Source organism: Nostoc sp. MG11, assembly GCF_014904695.1.
Lineage (GTDB): Bacteria > Cyanobacteriota > Cyanobacteriia > Cyanobacteriales > Nostocaceae > Komarekiella.
This window is the reverse complement of record NZ_JACXXN010000075.1, coordinates 1-14,822: the sequence shown is the minus strand read 5'-3', so window position 1 is coordinate 14,822 and position 14,822 is coordinate 1. Positions and strand designations below refer to the sequence as shown.

17 protein-coding genes and 2 pseudogenes are annotated in these 14,822 nt (G+C 41.0%); 9 read left to right on the top strand and 10 right to left on the bottom strand.

Features of this window, described 5'->3' with window-relative positions:
• The first annotated feature begins 383 nt into the window (after positions 1-383).
• Positions 384-515 carry a hypothetical protein gene (locus HCR01_RS40290; protein WP_264299981.1) on the top strand — a complete coding sequence of 44 codons (132 nt, stop codon included), beginning with the start codon at positions 384-386 and terminating at the stop codon, positions 513-515.
• Positions 516-624: 109 nt separating this feature from the next.
• On the opposite strand, the gene HCR01_RS34935 is transcribed toward HCR01_RS40290, so the two are convergent.
• Both HCR01_RS34935 and HCR01_RS34930 read right to left on the bottom strand, forming a co-directional pair.
• Positions 625-1,134: a GNAT family N-acetyltransferase gene (locus tag HCR01_RS34935; RefSeq protein WP_193200508.1), complete on the bottom strand. Its 510-nt coding sequence runs from the start codon at positions 1,132-1,134 to the stop codon at positions 625-627.
• Between the two features lie 108 nt (positions 1,135-1,242).
• The gene (locus HCR01_RS34930) at positions 1,243-1,479 is read right to left on the bottom strand and encodes a hypothetical protein (protein WP_193200507.1); all 237 of its coding nucleotides are present in this window, start codon (positions 1,477-1,479) and stop codon (positions 1,243-1,245) included.
• Positions 1,480-1,985: 506 nt separating this feature from the next.
• Here HCR01_RS34930 and HCR01_RS34925 point away from each other — a divergent pair.
• Positions 1,986-2,318 (top strand): hypothetical protein, encoded by a 333-nt coding sequence (locus HCR01_RS34925; protein WP_193200506.1) that lies wholly within the window; start codon positions 1,986-1,988, stop codon positions 2,316-2,318.
• Between the two features lie 45 nt (positions 2,319-2,363).
• On the opposite strand, the gene dinB is transcribed toward HCR01_RS34925, so the two are convergent.
• Entirely contained in the window at positions 2,364-3,449 is a 1,086-nt protein-coding gene (gene dinB, locus HCR01_RS34920) for a DNA polymerase IV (RefSeq protein ID WP_193200505.1), read from the bottom strand.
• Between the two features lie 250 nt (positions 3,450-3,699).
• Between dinB and HCR01_RS34915 the strand changes: the two are divergent.
• Positions 3,700-5,232 (top strand): annotated as a pseudogene (locus HCR01_RS34915) (cryptochrome/photolyase family protein).
• A 32-nt stretch (positions 5,233-5,264) separates the two neighbouring features.
• Here the strand turns inward: HCR01_RS34915 and HCR01_RS34910 are convergent.
• Together HCR01_RS34910 and HCR01_RS40620 are read right to left on the bottom strand one after the other, a co-directional pair.
• Positions 5,265-5,543: pseudogene (locus tag HCR01_RS34910) on the bottom strand (transposase); the annotation flags it as partial.
• Positions 5,544-5,643: 100 nt separating this feature from the next.
• Positions 5,644-5,991, bottom strand: a complete 348-nt coding sequence (locus tag HCR01_RS40620) for a hypothetical protein (RefSeq protein WP_320073245.1) — start codon at positions 5,989-5,991, stop codon at positions 5,644-5,646.
• A gap of 239 nt (positions 5,992-6,230) precedes the next feature.
• On the opposite strand from HCR01_RS40620, the gene HCR01_RS34900 reads away from it, so the two are divergent.
• Positions 6,231-7,640, top strand: a complete 1,410-nt coding sequence (locus tag HCR01_RS34900) for a transposase (RefSeq protein ID WP_226889966.1) — start codon at positions 6,231-6,233, stop codon at positions 7,638-7,640.
• Positions 7,641-8,289: 649 nt separating this feature from the next.
• Positions 8,290-8,499, top strand: coding sequence for a hypothetical protein (locus HCR01_RS34895; protein WP_193200504.1), 210 nt, complete (start codon positions 8,290-8,292; stop codon positions 8,497-8,499).
• A 64-nt stretch (positions 8,500-8,563) separates the two neighbouring features.
• Here the strand turns inward: HCR01_RS34895 and HCR01_RS34890 are convergent, their stop codons facing one another.
• On the bottom strand, positions 8,564-8,764 hold the full coding sequence (locus HCR01_RS34890; protein ID WP_193200503.1) for a hypothetical protein: 201 nt from the start codon (positions 8,762-8,764) through the stop codon (positions 8,564-8,566).
• A gap of 264 nt (positions 8,765-9,028) precedes the next feature.
• On the opposite strand from HCR01_RS34890, the gene HCR01_RS34885 reads away from it, so the two are divergent.
• Positions 9,029-9,400 (top strand): cupin domain-containing protein, encoded by a 372-nt coding sequence (locus HCR01_RS34885; RefSeq protein ID WP_193200501.1) that lies wholly within the window; start codon positions 9,029-9,031, stop codon positions 9,398-9,400.
• 815 nt (positions 9,401-10,215) lie between these two features.
• Here the strand turns inward: HCR01_RS34885 and HCR01_RS34880 are convergent.
• The 3 genes from HCR01_RS34880 to HCR01_RS34870 all read right to left on the bottom strand — a co-directional run bounded on the left by HCR01_RS34880 (position 10,216) and on the right by HCR01_RS34870 (position 11,863).
• Positions 10,216-11,070 (bottom strand): hypothetical protein, encoded by an 855-nt coding sequence (locus tag HCR01_RS34880; RefSeq protein ID WP_193200500.1) that lies wholly within the window; start codon positions 11,068-11,070, stop codon positions 10,216-10,218.
• A 6-nt stretch (positions 11,071-11,076) separates the two neighbouring features.
• Positions 11,077-11,487, bottom strand: coding sequence for a hypothetical protein (locus HCR01_RS34875; protein WP_193200498.1), 411 nt, complete (start codon positions 11,485-11,487; stop codon positions 11,077-11,079).
• Positions 11,488-11,632: 145 nt separating this feature from the next.
• On the bottom strand, positions 11,633-11,863 hold the full coding sequence (locus HCR01_RS34870; RefSeq protein ID WP_320073244.1) for a hypothetical protein: 231 nt from the start codon (positions 11,861-11,863) through the stop codon (positions 11,633-11,635).
• Positions 11,864-12,025: 162 nt separating this feature from the next.
• Between HCR01_RS34870 and HCR01_RS39540 the strand changes: the two genes are divergently transcribed.
• The 3 genes from HCR01_RS39540 to HCR01_RS34860 are packed head-to-tail and all read left to right on the top strand — an operon-like array spanning position 12,026 to position 13,549.
• Positions 12,026-12,421, top strand: a complete 396-nt coding sequence (locus HCR01_RS39540) for a ParA family protein (RefSeq protein ID WP_226889964.1) — start codon at positions 12,026-12,028, stop codon at positions 12,419-12,421.
• Positions 12,409-12,666 carry a hypothetical protein gene (locus HCR01_RS39535; protein ID WP_226889963.1) on the top strand — a complete coding sequence of 86 codons (258 nt, stop codon included), beginning with the start codon at positions 12,409-12,411 and terminating at the stop codon, positions 12,664-12,666. The genes HCR01_RS39540 and HCR01_RS39535 overlap by 13 nt, the downstream gene beginning before the upstream one ends.
• Entirely contained in the window at positions 12,653-13,549 is an 897-nt protein-coding gene (locus HCR01_RS34860) for a ParB/RepB/Spo0J family partition protein (protein ID WP_193200497.1), read from the top strand. Before HCR01_RS39535 ends, HCR01_RS34860 begins: the two co-directional genes overlap by 14 nt.
• A gap of 235 nt (positions 13,550-13,784) precedes the next feature.
• Here the strand turns inward: HCR01_RS34860 and HCR01_RS34855 are convergent, their stop codons facing one another.
• Positions 13,785-14,738 (bottom strand): hypothetical protein, encoded by a 954-nt coding sequence (locus tag HCR01_RS34855; protein ID WP_193200496.1) that lies wholly within the window; start codon positions 14,736-14,738, stop codon positions 13,785-13,787.
• Between the last annotated feature and the right edge of the window lie 84 nt (positions 14,739-14,822).

The following is a 14,822-nucleotide window of genomic DNA, read 5'->3' as shown; positions in this document are numbered from 1 at the left end:
GCCATTTAAATGGTTGTTTTGGGTTCATCTCTGTAGCATTTCAGTCTCTTGAAAGAATATAACACTTGCTTAGGCACCTATTTTTGCAACACAGCCAAGTTTTCTGGTCTAACTTGTCCGTAGTAGCGACCACGAGGGTAAAGGAATTTATTTTTGTCTTCCCCCTGAGACTGGTTCATGACTTCACCTCCTTACTAATAAGTTTTCACGAATGATGTCAACCCAGTTGAAACTATCTCCTTAATCAATGGTTGTTGGGAAATATAGTTAGCGATCGCTGGAATTATGAGCCTTTTTTTAGTATGACTCATAGTCCAAAATCGTCAAATTGAGAGTGGAAGAATTTCAGCCATTTAGCTTCTTGGCTGCCAGATGGTCTTGCCATGAAGCTAAAAATAGCCCAAGAATCGAATCTCATTCAGATTGCTGAAGCGTTAGAAAATCAACTATCCCAATTACAACAAGAATTGGGAGATAATTCAGACACACAATTGCAGTCACCAATGAGCTTGTAAAATGCTTACGACGGCAACTGAAATTCGCGGCATAGCGGCTGCGCTCAGAGGTTGCTAAAAACTCGAACTCAGCACGAGCGACCTTCTTCAATTAGCTGCACCGCAATTATTAGACATTAGAAATGAACAAACTAACACTTTTACTATCATCAGATAGTTTAATCATTCGCTCAAAGCTTAGTCCTAGTTTTTTGAGCAGCTTTGCTGAACCATAATTGTCCGGTGTAGTGATAGCGACAATACGAGTTAAGCCGAAGGTTCTTCTCCCATACATCATAACAGCAGAAGCAGATTCATAGGCGTATCCTTTTCCCCGGAACTTAGAAAGAAAGGCAAACCCAACATCCACATACTCCAAGGAATCTCTTTTTATCAAACCGCAAATTCCAATCGAGACGCTCTTCCCCTTTAGCTCAACCAAATACAGCCCGAAGCCGAGACGTTCATACATAGCAACCGGATTCTTCAAAATATATTCACGAGCATCATCAAGAGTTCTTACACCTTTATCACCAATAAAGCGCAACCACAAAGGGTCATTCAATATCTCAAGAATGAACTCACTATCTTCAACTGTTAGCCGACGAAGAACTAAACGCTCTGTTTCAATAACTCTCATAGTCGAACACCTTGTTATTGATGTCTAACTATTTATTATGCTGATCAAATTGGGCTGATTGTTCCTATTGCTTCCTGGGTACTGCATGAAACTTGTTGTCAACTTAAACTAAATTTGATTTACAACAGCTTTCAAACGCTTTAAGCGCTGATTCTGTTCTGACCACTTTTTGCAAGCATCTTTAACGATTTCTATCTCTGAGGGTGATAAATGCTCATCCCCTTGCCCAGAAGCTACAATTTTAGCTGCTATAACCGCTTTTTCATACTCCACACCGTACTTAACCAGTTCTGTGCAAAATATTTTTTCTCTCTCTTGTACTGATATAAAGTAATTACTTGGCATTGTTCAACAGATAATATAAGTCTTATTTTGAAACTACATCAACTAAAATAAGTTTCCGTTTAAAATCCTACGAATTCTATAAATTTATAAGTTCTACCTAAAGATACTTGAGAGGAAATAGTTAATTTGTATCTTGAGTAATAAGGGGCTGTGAGGGTTTGAGGGCATCACCTAATGGAAATATTAAAAAATAATTAAAGATTTTTTCCAAGTCAGGGAAAAGTAAATAAATCGTTTTAGCAAGGCAATGAGTTATTCATCTCAATAGAATATATAAAGTTATTGGCACTGCTCAATGGTAGCGATCGCAACCTAAGAGACAATCAAATTCTCATTTTCGCCTTTGTATACAGAGAAGAAAAAAAGGTCGTTTTGAGCAACTATTACTTGAATGGGTGATTGGGGGGTACAGAGGTCGAGTTGTATCAATGCCAAATCAAACTGGCTTTTGTCCCTAAAAAGCAATCCACGCCCATACAACTTTCTGGCAAAATGTCTCTGATTCGTTGATAAGTTCTCGTATTCTGGGATATCCGTTCTTTGTGGAAAGCCGAATGATTCCTATAGATATGAAACGACTCATCAAAAAAAACCCTAACACAGTTCGCAAGAAAACAGAAGTAACCCTACCACCGACTGAACCCATTGAGATGCCTGAGAATTTAAATATTCCTGAAACAGTGATTGAACCAAATGCACCTGTGTACATTGAAGACTATGTTTCCGAATCCGAATACATTTCTGAACACTATCGCCCCCTCCGCTCTGTGGGTAACTCCGGGTGGCAACCGTCCGATGTGTGGCGCGAGTTGAGGGTTGATGATTTTTGTCGTGGGTGAGTCAGTATTTAAACAGCGCAATGCCTGCGCCGGGCGTAGCCTACGCTAAAATACAATACCTGCATTCTGAAATAATGGCAATTGAATCGCTTGAGATTGTTTTTGATTATCAAGGTTAGACAAGGAAATCCCCAACAATCTGATACTACGATTCTCCAGTTCAATCGACTCAAACAGTCCTTTGGCTATCTCAAAAATCCTAGAGAGTTCACTAATGGGAGCAAGCATTGTCTTACTGCGGGTTAACTGCTGATAGTCAGAGAACTTAACTTTCAGAGTTAATGTGCGTCCTCGCATTTCATGCTGCTCTAACCGCTGCTCCACTATTTGAGCAATCTGTTCGAGTTCTTGCAACATCTGACTAATGTCCCTTAAGTCTTGTGCAAATGAGGTTTCTGCACCTATTGATTTCCGAACCCGATTCGGCTCAACTGGGCGGTCATCTTCTGCCCTAGCAATCTTATAGTAATAATGACCCAATGAACCAAAGTGGTGTGTTAACTCCAAGAGTGATCGCCTCTTTAATTCTGCGCCAGTATGAATACCCAGAGAGTGCATCTTAGCCGCTGTCACCTCTCCAATACCGTGAAACTTCTCAATCGGCAGTTGCTCTACAAATGCGATCGCTTGCTCTGGTAAAATCACGGTTAGTCCATTCGGCTTGTTTTGCCCTGATGCCATTTTTGAAAGAAACTTGTTAATCGAGACACCCGCAGTTGCCGTTAACTCCGTTTCTTGTAAAATTGCAGTTTTAATGTGTCTTGCAATCGTAGAAGCGTAGGTAATATTTTGCTTATTCTCAGTAACATCTAAGTAGGCTTCATCGAGTGCAACCCCTTCGACCAATTCAGTGTAGCGTTTGAAGATTGTGTGGATTGTGGCGGAAATCTCTCGGTAGACATTAAACCTCGGTCTGACAAAGATAAGTTCGGGACAACGAGCGATCGCCGTTACTGAAGGCATCGCAGAGTGAATACCAAATTTACGAGCTTCATAACTGGCAGCTGCTACCACGCCTCGTTGGTTCGGACTACCACCGACTACTAGCGGTTTGCCTCGGTAGCTAGGGTTGTCCCGCTGTTCTACTGATGCGTAGAAAGCGTCCATATCTACGTGAACTATTTTCCTCATCTACTGCCTCTGTTGAAGCATCACACATCTTTACCAAACGGCAGAAGCGACTATTCTCTCTTGAATTTCTGATTTAACTTGATTTTAATAAATCTACATCACTATAGTACGTTAGCACTAGCCTTCGGCTTTTTATCTACTTGTCGTTGATTGAGAAAGTCTTTGTAACAGCTTGTAATAATAGCGTTAAGCTTAATCAAACGGCGTTTTGTCGTCACGTTATTAATGCATGGTAGTTTGAGACAAGAGCATGACTATTGGTATTTGGGTTCTCGGCGATCAACTTTGGGCTGGGCAGTCAGCACTACAAAGTTGTATGCATATACACCAACAGACTCCTGTGATTTTTATTGAATCTCTTGCTCATGCAGGGCAACTTCCTTACCATCTGTAAAAATTGGTACTAGTCTGGTCAGCAATGCGTCACTTTGCTGAGGAACTTCGATCTCACGGTTGGCCAGTTACGTACACTCAAGCATTAGACTTCAACACACCTTTACTTGAGTGGATTGGGCAGTACCAGATTACAGAACTGCGCGTGATGACTCCAACAGATCGCCTTTTTGCTGTATTGATTCAAAAGCTCAACCTGACAATTCAAGTCACCTTTACACCCAGTAACCGTTTTATCTGGAGCGATCAAGAGTTCATTGACTGGGCAGGTGGGCGCAAACGCTTAATTATGGAGGATTTTTACCGCCAGGGACGACAGCGCTTCAACATTCTCATGGAGGAGAATCTACCTGTTGGCGGACAATGGAACTTTGATCGGGAGAATCGTAAACCACCCAAGGGCAAGCTAACCTTACCTGAAGCCTTATGGTTTGAACCAGACTCGATTACACAAGATGTGATTAACTTTCTTAAGCAATCTGAGGCATTTGAGGACAATCATTCTTACTGGCAACTAGAGCCATTTCGTTGGGGAGTGACGCGACAGCAAGCGCTACAGGTACTTGAGTTTTTTATCGAAACACGTTTGTCTTCATTCGGGCCATACCAGGATGCAATGGTGACAGGAGAACAGACAATGTGGCATGCCATGCTTTCTCCCTATCTCAACATTGGATTGCTTCATCCCTTGGAAGTTGTTCAAGCAGCAGAACAAGCATATTTAGACAACAGCAGTAACTGGGAGCTAAACAGCATTGAAGGCTTTATCCGTCAGGTACTTGGTTGGCGAGAGTATATGCACGGTGTTTATGTTTACTTAGATGATGAATATTCATCAAGTAACTGGTTTAACCATACTCATCCACTGCCTGCTTTTTATTGGACTGGCGATACACAGATGAATTGTCTGCACCAAATTCTAACTCAGGTTAAACAAATAGGTTATGCTCATCATATTCAGCGGTTGATGGTGTTGAACAACTTTGCTTTGATTGCAGGTATCTCCCCTCAAGAAATTGAAGACTGGTTTCATGCTGCTTTTATTGATGGCTACGATTGGGTGATGCAAACCAATGTCATTGGTATGGGGCAGTTTGCTGACGGTGGAATAATCGCTTCTAAACCTTATGCTGCTTCTGCTAACTACATCAATAACATGAGCGACTACTGTCGCAATTGTATTTACAATCCCCGCGAGCGCACTACTGAAAATGCTTGTCCTTTTAACTTTTTTTATTGGGACTTCCTTGCTCGTCATTACGACAAGCTCAAAAATCAGCCACGTATGACTCAAATTTTGCGTAACCTAGAACGTATTTCACCATCAGAACTTCAGGCAATTCGTACTTTAGCCTCAAATTGGCATACCACGCAAGCAACAACCGTTTAGACATTCGTCATCTAAAGGAACCTGAGTTCGGGTTAAAGATAAGAAGGTAAAAGCCACTCAAGTTGAAGGCTAGGTTTCTTAGGTTGGTGACAATAAGCGATTAAGCCGCACAGAACATTAACACAAAAATTGACTGGGCTGCGATGCCGAGAGTGTTCAATCTGAGAAATGTTTTTGAGTTGGTCGTTAATAGTCTCAATAATGGAGCGTTTACGAGAAAAAAGTTTGTCATGAAGTCGCATCCGCTTGGTTTTCATGTTGCGACGGGGTTTGGTAAAAAATTCAACGAGTGGTCGAAACAACGTCAACGTATAAAGCGGATTAATTCTTTTTTACAGAAATGATAAGGATATCTAAGTTGTTACTTAAATATCCATAGGGAACAAACTAATTTATAATGATCTAACTTCATCAGGCACGTAGTATGGAACTAATAGAATAAGAGAATATTGGAGTTTTAGGGTCACAAAGTAGCAAACTAAGGAAGTCTTTTAATTCCAAAGTAACATTGTACTTATTTTGCCAAGACTTACTTCTAATCCCTTCGCCGTCTATAGCTTCTTCAATTACAGCCATGCGCTGGCGCTGTTTTAACCATTGTTGGCAAACCTCCTTGCTAAGTTGTATTTCTTCTTGTGTCAAAAGCTCGTCTGGTTGTCTAGATGCTAATATCCGAGCTACTTTTCCTGCTTTCTCGTATTTCACACCGTACTTGACTAATTCTGTATGAAGTATTTTTTCTATTTCCTCAACTAACATTAAAAGTTGACGCTATATGGATTAAAGGCTACTGAAACTTATTTTGGAAAGTTTCTTCTGTGGAAAATCAATTGACATTTTCCCAGTTTTCAACCAGTGGCTTAATAGCTGACGAATTGTCATTTTGTATCTTTTTTGAATTGAATCGGTACTATTTTAGTATTAAAACAGTACTTAAGCTTGACTTTATCCATTTGCAGTGACGAAAGAAAATAATGACTGAGTACTGATACTTAACTTTGAGGACGGGAACGGGTAAGCTGGCAATCAACCCTGAAAGCATCTATATTGTGAATCTCAAACTTCCTGTGGAAATTGCCAGCATCATACTACCGTTTGCAGAGTTGTTTTCAAAAAGTGTGTGGCATCAAGCTCAAGTCATGATTATAGGAGCAATTCTGGCAACAGGAAAACGCACCGTGACTTCAATATTGGGAGTGATGGGATTAACACAGGAAAAGCATTTTCAAAATTATCATCGAGTTTTGAACCGTGCAAAGTGGTCAAGTTTGGCAGCGAGCAGCACTTTGGTAAAGATGTTAGTCACGATTTTTGAACCAGAGCAACCAATAGTTATAGGAATAGACGATACAATCGAACGTCGCAAAGGGGAGAAAATTAAAGCTAAAGGTATTTATCGCGACCCAGTGCGCTCAAGTCACAGTAACTGTGTCAAAGTCAGCGGCTTGCGATGGTTAAGTATGATGTTATTGGTAGAAATTCCTTGGGCATCACGGGTGTGGGCATTACCTTTTTTTACAGTGTTGGCTCCATCTGAACGCTATAACCAGCAGTATAAATGTCGGCATAAAACACTGACTGATTGGGCAAGACAGATGATGGTACAGGTAAAACGCTGGTTACCAAAACGGGAATTAGTGGTGGTAACAGACAGTAGCTTTGCCGCGTTGGAACTGCTTGCAGCAGTTAGTCAGCGTCGCTTGCCAATACACATGATTACTCGCTTGCGGTTAGATGCGGCATTGTACGAACCAGCACCGCCAAGCCAACCACGTCAGATGGGACGACCACGACTCAAAGGAGCAAGATTGCCCAACTTGGAACAAGTATTAGTGAATCCCGAAACTCACTGGCAATTGCTGACACTTAAACGTTGGTACAGTGAAAATCAGCGCTCAGTAGAAATTTGTACAGGAACCGCAGTTTGGTATCACACAGGTCTGCCCATTGTACCTATTCGTTGGGTGTTGGTGCGCGACCCACTAGAGAAATTTAAATCTCAGGCTCTGCTATCTACCAATCAAGTGTACTCTCCTACACAAATTTTGCAATGGTTTGTAGACCGTTGGCAAATGGAAGTGACTTTTGAAGAAGCTAGAGCGCATTTAGGAATGGAAACCCAACGACAGTGGGCAGATTTGGCAATTGCTCGCACAACTCCTACTGTGTTGGCATTATTCTCTCTGGTCACTATCTTGGCTGAGCATTTACAAGCCGATTTTTCTTGGAATGTCCGACAAACGATTTGGTACTCCAAATCTTTACCTACCTTCTCTGATGCACTTGCCTTGGTACGTCGGTTTTTATGGGCTAGTACTTTTTCAATATCACCTGAAGCCACTGAAATAGTAAAAGTCCCTCGTGCTTTATTCGAGCGCTTGAGAGATATTGCTGTTTATGCGGCTTAATTGGATAAAGTCGAGTTAAGATAGTACTTTTAATTCTGTACCGCTTTCTAATGCCAAGACTAAATACAGGGTGACGATTATAAATACTTGTGTCTAAATGAACCTAGTCATGTCATAATATTGAGTTAACTATAGCCGTCCTTCTCGCTCCAATTTTTCCTGTGCAGCAGTTAGCAACCATGTCCGACGGCTAGTCTTGGTCAAAGAGCGTGCATCATTAATGATCTGGCATAGTTCGGCTGATTATTACCATTTGAAAACGCACTTGTTTGTGGCTGTCATCCTGTTCCTCCCCTTGTTGTGGTGAACTACTAATATTGATGAGGCGTTGAATATGTAAACGTGTGATGCCGCACCCTTACTCAAAAGCCAAGTTACAAAGGAGCGTCTCGTAGAGAAGGCAGGCTGTACCTAAGCTACTTAAGGAAATCCCCACTGCAAAAATTCCTAATTTTTGTAACATGAAAAACTTCAACTGGATAACAAACCCCAAGCGCCAGAAGTGGTCAACACAACACAGAAAGCATAAGCGCTTTAAACTTCTTGTAAAAGAACTTGAATAAGGGTCGAGCTTGCCAAAGCGGGAAAATAAATATAATCTCTTAATGTCATAATGTCAAAAATTTCATAGTGACACCATGAATTGCTTATGCAGCGTAAACTTTTAATGTCTGTAGAGAATGAGCCATTGTTCTACACCCAGCTAGTCAAGTATGGGGTGTCATATACAAAAGCGGTAAAAGTAGCTCAGATATTAGCATCTGGGAAATCAGAGAGGCTTTTGGCTAACGAAGACAGACAACTTGTAAAAGATACTTGTAGACAATGGGCAAGACTACGCCAGCTTCATAGCACTTGAATTATGTCAACTTAGGTAGGGCGATCACTTCTACATCAAAGAACGGTTAGCCTTGGACTTTAGATCATCTAATTACTATTTCCTTATCATCTGGCTTACCGATTTTTGTGTATAACTGTAGACGATTATCTCCAGAATGACTAATAGAGTAATCTTGTTTCAAATTGAAAATTTCCTCTGGAGTGTGGTACTTCATTAAGACCTTCTCAATCTGGGCAGTAATCGTATCTATTCTCTGCCTCACCTTTTGAAAGTCTATAGTCATCCAAATAGTGGGTTTGCAGATTTATCCTCCTAGTGGCAAAGTAAGTGATGATATCCCTTTTCGCTTAATAAATACATTGCTGGTAACTATCTTTTGGCAAAATAAATTATGTCTTTAGATAGATTTGCTGATTTTAGTATTATTACTTACAGTAGCAAGCTAAAGAATAAAAGTATAAATCAAGAATAAAAGTATAAATTGGTTTTTTATACTAAGGCTTTTCTAAGTAGTAGTTAATCCGAGGCATTTTTGATAGAGATGAGCATGAGTGATACCATTACCGCCCCTAGGCAGCGCACATTTAATGTTGAACAATTGGTTCGTTTTTCGCCAGACAAAGCAACTGTTACGGAAATAGTCATCACGCCAAATTCCAGCATTGCTGTCTGGGGTGTACGTCCAGGTCAAGAAGTGTTTGCACATACTCATCCCGACGGACAAGATACCTGGATCGTGCTTAGGGGAGAATTGACCTACTATCTTGGCAACGGACACAAGAAAATTATTTCCGCTGGACAGATTGATGTTGCCGAACCATTGCAGGTTCATGGAGCAGTCAATGAGGGAGCGGAAGATGCGGTGTTTGTCTCCATCTATTCTGCTCCTAGTCTCAAAGTCGTCCCTGCATCTCCATAGTTTGATTAAAATGTAGGCTCTTGCCAGAATGGCACGCTTGATAAGGAAAATCGCTCTCGGCAGTAAGGGTGCGTTTGTGTAGAGGAGAAAGAAGAAGTTTGAGGCATACGAACCGAAGAAATAGAAATTCTCCTTTGCACCCTTGCTGCCTACCCTTGAGCTTAACAAGCGTGCCATTCGACTCTTGCCACATACAAGAGTGAGTGATCACACTCTTGATTAAGATAGCAAGCAGCAGCCGTATTTGGCATAGAGCCGAGATCCCTGCTAATTCGGAAATAGAGGCTGAAAACTCCTGCTATGTATAGCTTTCAGCTTATTCATTCACTCTAGTTTTAAACAAATACAGGAAGACTCAATTTAGTACACAATTACTAATAAATCCGTTTTTTACGCTATCAAATATCAACATTTGGGTGAAAGTTGGCATTTGATAGCAGAGTAACATTGATTTTTTAGGGGTTTCGGACATGACTACTGAAACTATTCAATCATCGAAAGTTGGTAAAAGCTAAAATTAAGAGCGCAAATATGCCCACAAAAGTCGCGATGGCGTAACCGCCCGCCGGAGGCGATCGCACTCTTGCTAAACGTCCTTAAACACCAGATATTTCAAGGGTTACAGCGATTATGTACCCTTGATGCCAAATATCCCTCAACCTTTGAAACTGCAATTTACACAAGTTCCTAAATCTTTCAAACCTAGAATTGGCAAGGCTTTTCAGGCTTTATTTCCGAATTAGCAGGGATCTCGGCTCTATGCCCTCTATGAGCAATGGGCATTTAAAACTAAACTGTCTGTTTGCACTTCATAGTTATGTATTAGTAACTATCTGAGTTTCTGGAGGATGCTTGTAATGAGGTTGATTAATTGGGGGACATAAATAGCCAAATGAATTGTCAGTATGTTCTAATTGCATATTTCGGGGTGCATTTAGAGCAATGACAGCATCTCCAATCTTTTCACAGCGCTTGCAGTTACAGGCTGCTGCTCCTTGAGCCAATATTTCTTTTAGGTTCCTGGCAATATTGATAAATCCCCTAGTATTTGAGTTTTTGGGTAGTTGGTCAGCTTGTTCGACTAGTTGCTCAATTTCGTCACGGTACTGCACTAATAGAAACTGATCAATTTGACATTTGCTCCGACAAGTTTCTACATCTCCAAATTCATCGGCAAACTGCTTTAATCCTTCTGCCGGATTTTTAAAATCAAGGGTAAGCGGGACAATGGCGCGGGCGCAGGCGGTAGAATCAGTATTCGTGTTGTTAAACTTTTTTCTGAGTAGAAGTTCAAAACGTTTGATATAAATTGCTAAAACAGAAAGAGCTTTTTCTTTATCATCGGAACTGCTAAAGTTGAATTGATGTGTGCTAAAAAGTTGGGGGATAAGCTGTAAAATCGCTTTGAGTTCGCTAGTCTTAAATCTATTGCTCCACAGAGCAATCGCATCTCCAATATTGTTGATAGTTTCTAGGCGCAGCACAAAGTAAAAGGAAATAAGATTAATCAGATAACTGCGCTTCATCTCCATCTGAACATAGTTAGAGATATAAAGCGGTTGGTCAGTAAATTGAGACTCTAAATACTGTTTATAGGCTTGCGTACCCAGTAGTAGAGAACGTAGAACTGAGGTGTCTAAAAAGTGTTTCAGAATAGATTCATCCTCCATCCTGTATTATTCCTCGTCTGAATTTGTATCTAGACTATTGTCAATGCTTCCCCCGAAAGGTAGGGTATCAAAGCCTAAGTTTTCTAGAGTTAAAATAGAGTCTTCAACTGACGAATTATTGAGTGTTTCTTGATTCACTAGAGATGTAAGTAAGTCATAAACTCCCTTGTACTGACTGGCTTTGTAGTCAATCCATCGGTTTTGAAATGCCAGTGCGTCATGGAGCGCCATTACCACTTCTGTATAGGGGTCAAAAGGTAATTTATCACGCATGAACCGCATAGTACGCAGTAGGTTGTCTGCATAGACCGCTGCTACTGGTTCTCCAGAGTAAGAGGAGAGTTTTTGCAAATCTACTAAGAGAGTTTTGGTAATTTCTACTCCTGAAACTTCTAAGACATTCTGTTCAACATTCATTGTTTTTCTTAAAAATAACTTGAGTTGAGCCGGAAGTTATTGACACTTCATGGAATCGATTTATGAAATGAAACCGCAGTTGGAATAATAAAGTATCGCAGACTTTATTGTATTTCTAATTATTCGTAGTACGCGTTTAATTATCTTATTTTTCAAGATACTCTATCACCGCTGTTAGGTCTGCCATAGCCCGATTAAATCGATTTAACATCGCTTCAGCTACTTCTGGGTCAGCGTTGACAGTTGCCAGTTTTTCCCGTATACAACGGTCAAGGGCTTCTAGCCACAGTGACAAGCTTGTATGCCGAATTGCTGATAATAACCCCATGTTGGTGAGTACAGCAATCATGAAACCCAAGCTGGTCTTGTCCACCATAGCCGAGATATCCGTCACTCAGTTCCAACTTTTCTGGGGTAAATTCAAAATACTGTTCAGAGGTAATACCAGCGCTTTCGAGTTGGGGTTAGGGCAGTGAAGGTTGAGTCATAAGAAAGCATTATTTTTAGTGGTACATTTTGCACAAAGCTCAAAAAAATCATGATCATTGGGTTAACGAATCAAAAGGGGGGCGCGGGAAAAACTACAGTAGCTGGGCATCTTGCATACTGGTTGAGCCAGCGTGGAACGGTGATTGTTGTAGATGCCGACGCGCAGCAAAGCAGCACGAACTGGATGAAAGATTTAAAGTTACCTTGTAAAACGATGATAGACCCGGACGACCTTTTTGACGAACTTCCGACCCTGGCAGAACAGTATGCAGCTGTGGTTGTGGATGGCCCTGGTAGTCTTAGCGAGACAACAAAAGCAATTTTATCCAGATGTGATCTAGCTCTAGTGCCTTGTAAGCCAGCCGGGCTAGATATGCACAGTACATCAAAAACGGTAAGGATTTTGCGTCAAGCAAGAGAATTGCGAGTGGGATGCCGAATGTAGGTTTATTTTTAAATCAGGCTAAGAAAGGAACTGTGTTACTCAAGGATGCTCAAAGAGCTTTAGATGCCAAAAACACAGGGTTTCCTTTGCTAAAGTCAATGTTATTTGACCTTCAGGTGATTGCTGATGCCCCAGGGCAAGGAACTACTGTTTGGGGATTGGGTGGAGCAACAGCCAAACGCGCTGCTCAGGACTTTGAGGCACTGTTTACTGAAGCCTTTGAGGTAGCCAATGGCAAAAAGTAGACGATTGGTAGAGGATTTTATTTTTAGGGACGATGGACAACAAACCACAGTATCCATGCCTTTAAACTCGATTGTTCTGCCATCCGAGGAGCTAAGATATTACATCGATCCTGAAGAAGTTGAAAAAATTGTTGCTACTGCCAGAAAAAACGGAATTCTTGCACCACTCCTAGTTCGCCCCATCTCTGGCAGTGACAAGCATGAAGTTGTAGCCGGGGCAAAGCGTTACAGAGCTGCTCATATTCTGAAGCTGGTAGAAGTCCCTGTAGTTGTCAAACAACTTAGCGAACAAGAAGCTCTGGAGATTGCTTTAATTGAAAATTTTGCTCGTTCTGGGTTGACTGACCTAGAGTCAGCTGATGGAGTTTTGAGACTTTTATCCATGAAACTCAATCTGCCAGTAGCCGAAGTGTCAGTGCTACTGCATCGCATACAAAACCAATTACGAGGTAGACTCGCCACCAATAACGTTATTGGTGAAGATGTAATCCAGGTTGTGCAAGAGGTTTTCACCTCTTTGGGTAATATAAAACTTGATTCGTTCATCAGTAACCGCCTCCCATTACTCAACCTGCCAAGTGACATCTTAGAGGTATTGCGCTCTGGAAAATTGGAAGCTAGCAAAGCTAAAGCGATCTCACTCTTAACAAATGAGGAGAAGAGAAAAGAACTGCTAAGTGTGGCCGTTGCCAATAAATTATCATTAAACGAAATCAAGCAGAAGATTAAAGAGTGGCGGCAGCAGTCAGAACCCGATTCATCATCTATTGCAGAGTCTTCATCTCTTCAACAGCGTGCCGATGAAACTTTCCGGCAACTTAAAAAAGCTAAGGTTTGGGATGACCCTAAGAAAAAAGCTCGTATAGAGAAATTACTAGCCTAGTTGCAAGCATTGATGAAAACAGATTAACCAGATTAGTGCAGGCTAAACTCAGCATGGAGTTTTCAGATTTTTAGCTATAAAACTCATTCTTTCAGTAGCAGAAGTAACAGTGCTACTGCATCGCACACCATTACCAATTACGAGGTAGACTCGCCACCAATAACGTTATTGGTGAAGATGTAATCCAGGTATTGAGAAAGTTTATCCCCTTTACTTTAAGCATAATCTTGTCGCTTTAATGGCTGATCTGAAGCCAGGATGAAAACTCTGATGGAATAGCAACACCCAATCCGAATGAAACTGTCTTAAAGATTGCTTGTGCTTGCTGATCAGCGAAAAAGGTGTTTGCTTCAGTTAATTTTTCTTCTATCATCTGAGGTGAACGAAAGCGGAACCGCATTTTCTCAAACTTAGTTATCCAATAGGTTGAGAGAAAGGGTAGAGCAATACGCTGATAGGTTGGTGAAGAGGGTTTGAGAGAAAGATGCATACGGCGCATAATATACAGAAGTACTATTAGAGCATTTTCGAGCTTGACATCACTTTGCAGTGATGCACCCAAGTAACTTATAGTCCAAAGCACATCTAGAAATGCGTTCTCACCTTTAGAAACAAAAGTATTTCCAAGATTTACTAGGTCACTGAAAGATGCTTTGTTTGAATAGATATTCTCAAATAATCTTGCTACTGTAGTCCAGTCTTGCTCAACGGATGTAACACCAATTTGACGACATATTGCTGCAACTGCTGTTCCCTGCTCATAAGCAACAGTTGGCTGATTAACTAAGACTGTACTTAAGTGGAAAGCGATTGGTATCAGTGCCATTACTGCGGCATGTTGTTCTGCCTGCTGCCATAGCTTGTTAGGTTTTTCACCAAGAAAAGTTTCTGGATTGAAATCGAAATTTAAAGTTTCTCCACCATCTTGTCTATGTTTGTTAATTCCAATAAGAACAGTTCCTGTTTCTAACGCAAGGTCTAAAGCCTCAGCATAACGACCCTCTAGTACCATCTGTGGTACTATCTTCTCAGCAAGCACAGGTAAAGTGAAATTTTGCTTGGTTTCTCTGATAATGTCAATTCCTCTTATAGCCCATTTAATAGCCTGTGCATCTTTATTAACTGCTTCACCATATCTTGCTAGCTGTGCTACCAAACCACTTTCTAAGGCAATAGGGTTGTGTTGCAAAAACAGGTGTTAAGCAGGTAGTATATTCTCCTTAAAGATTTAAATGCTACAGAGATGAACCCTAAGCAACCGTTTAAATGGCGA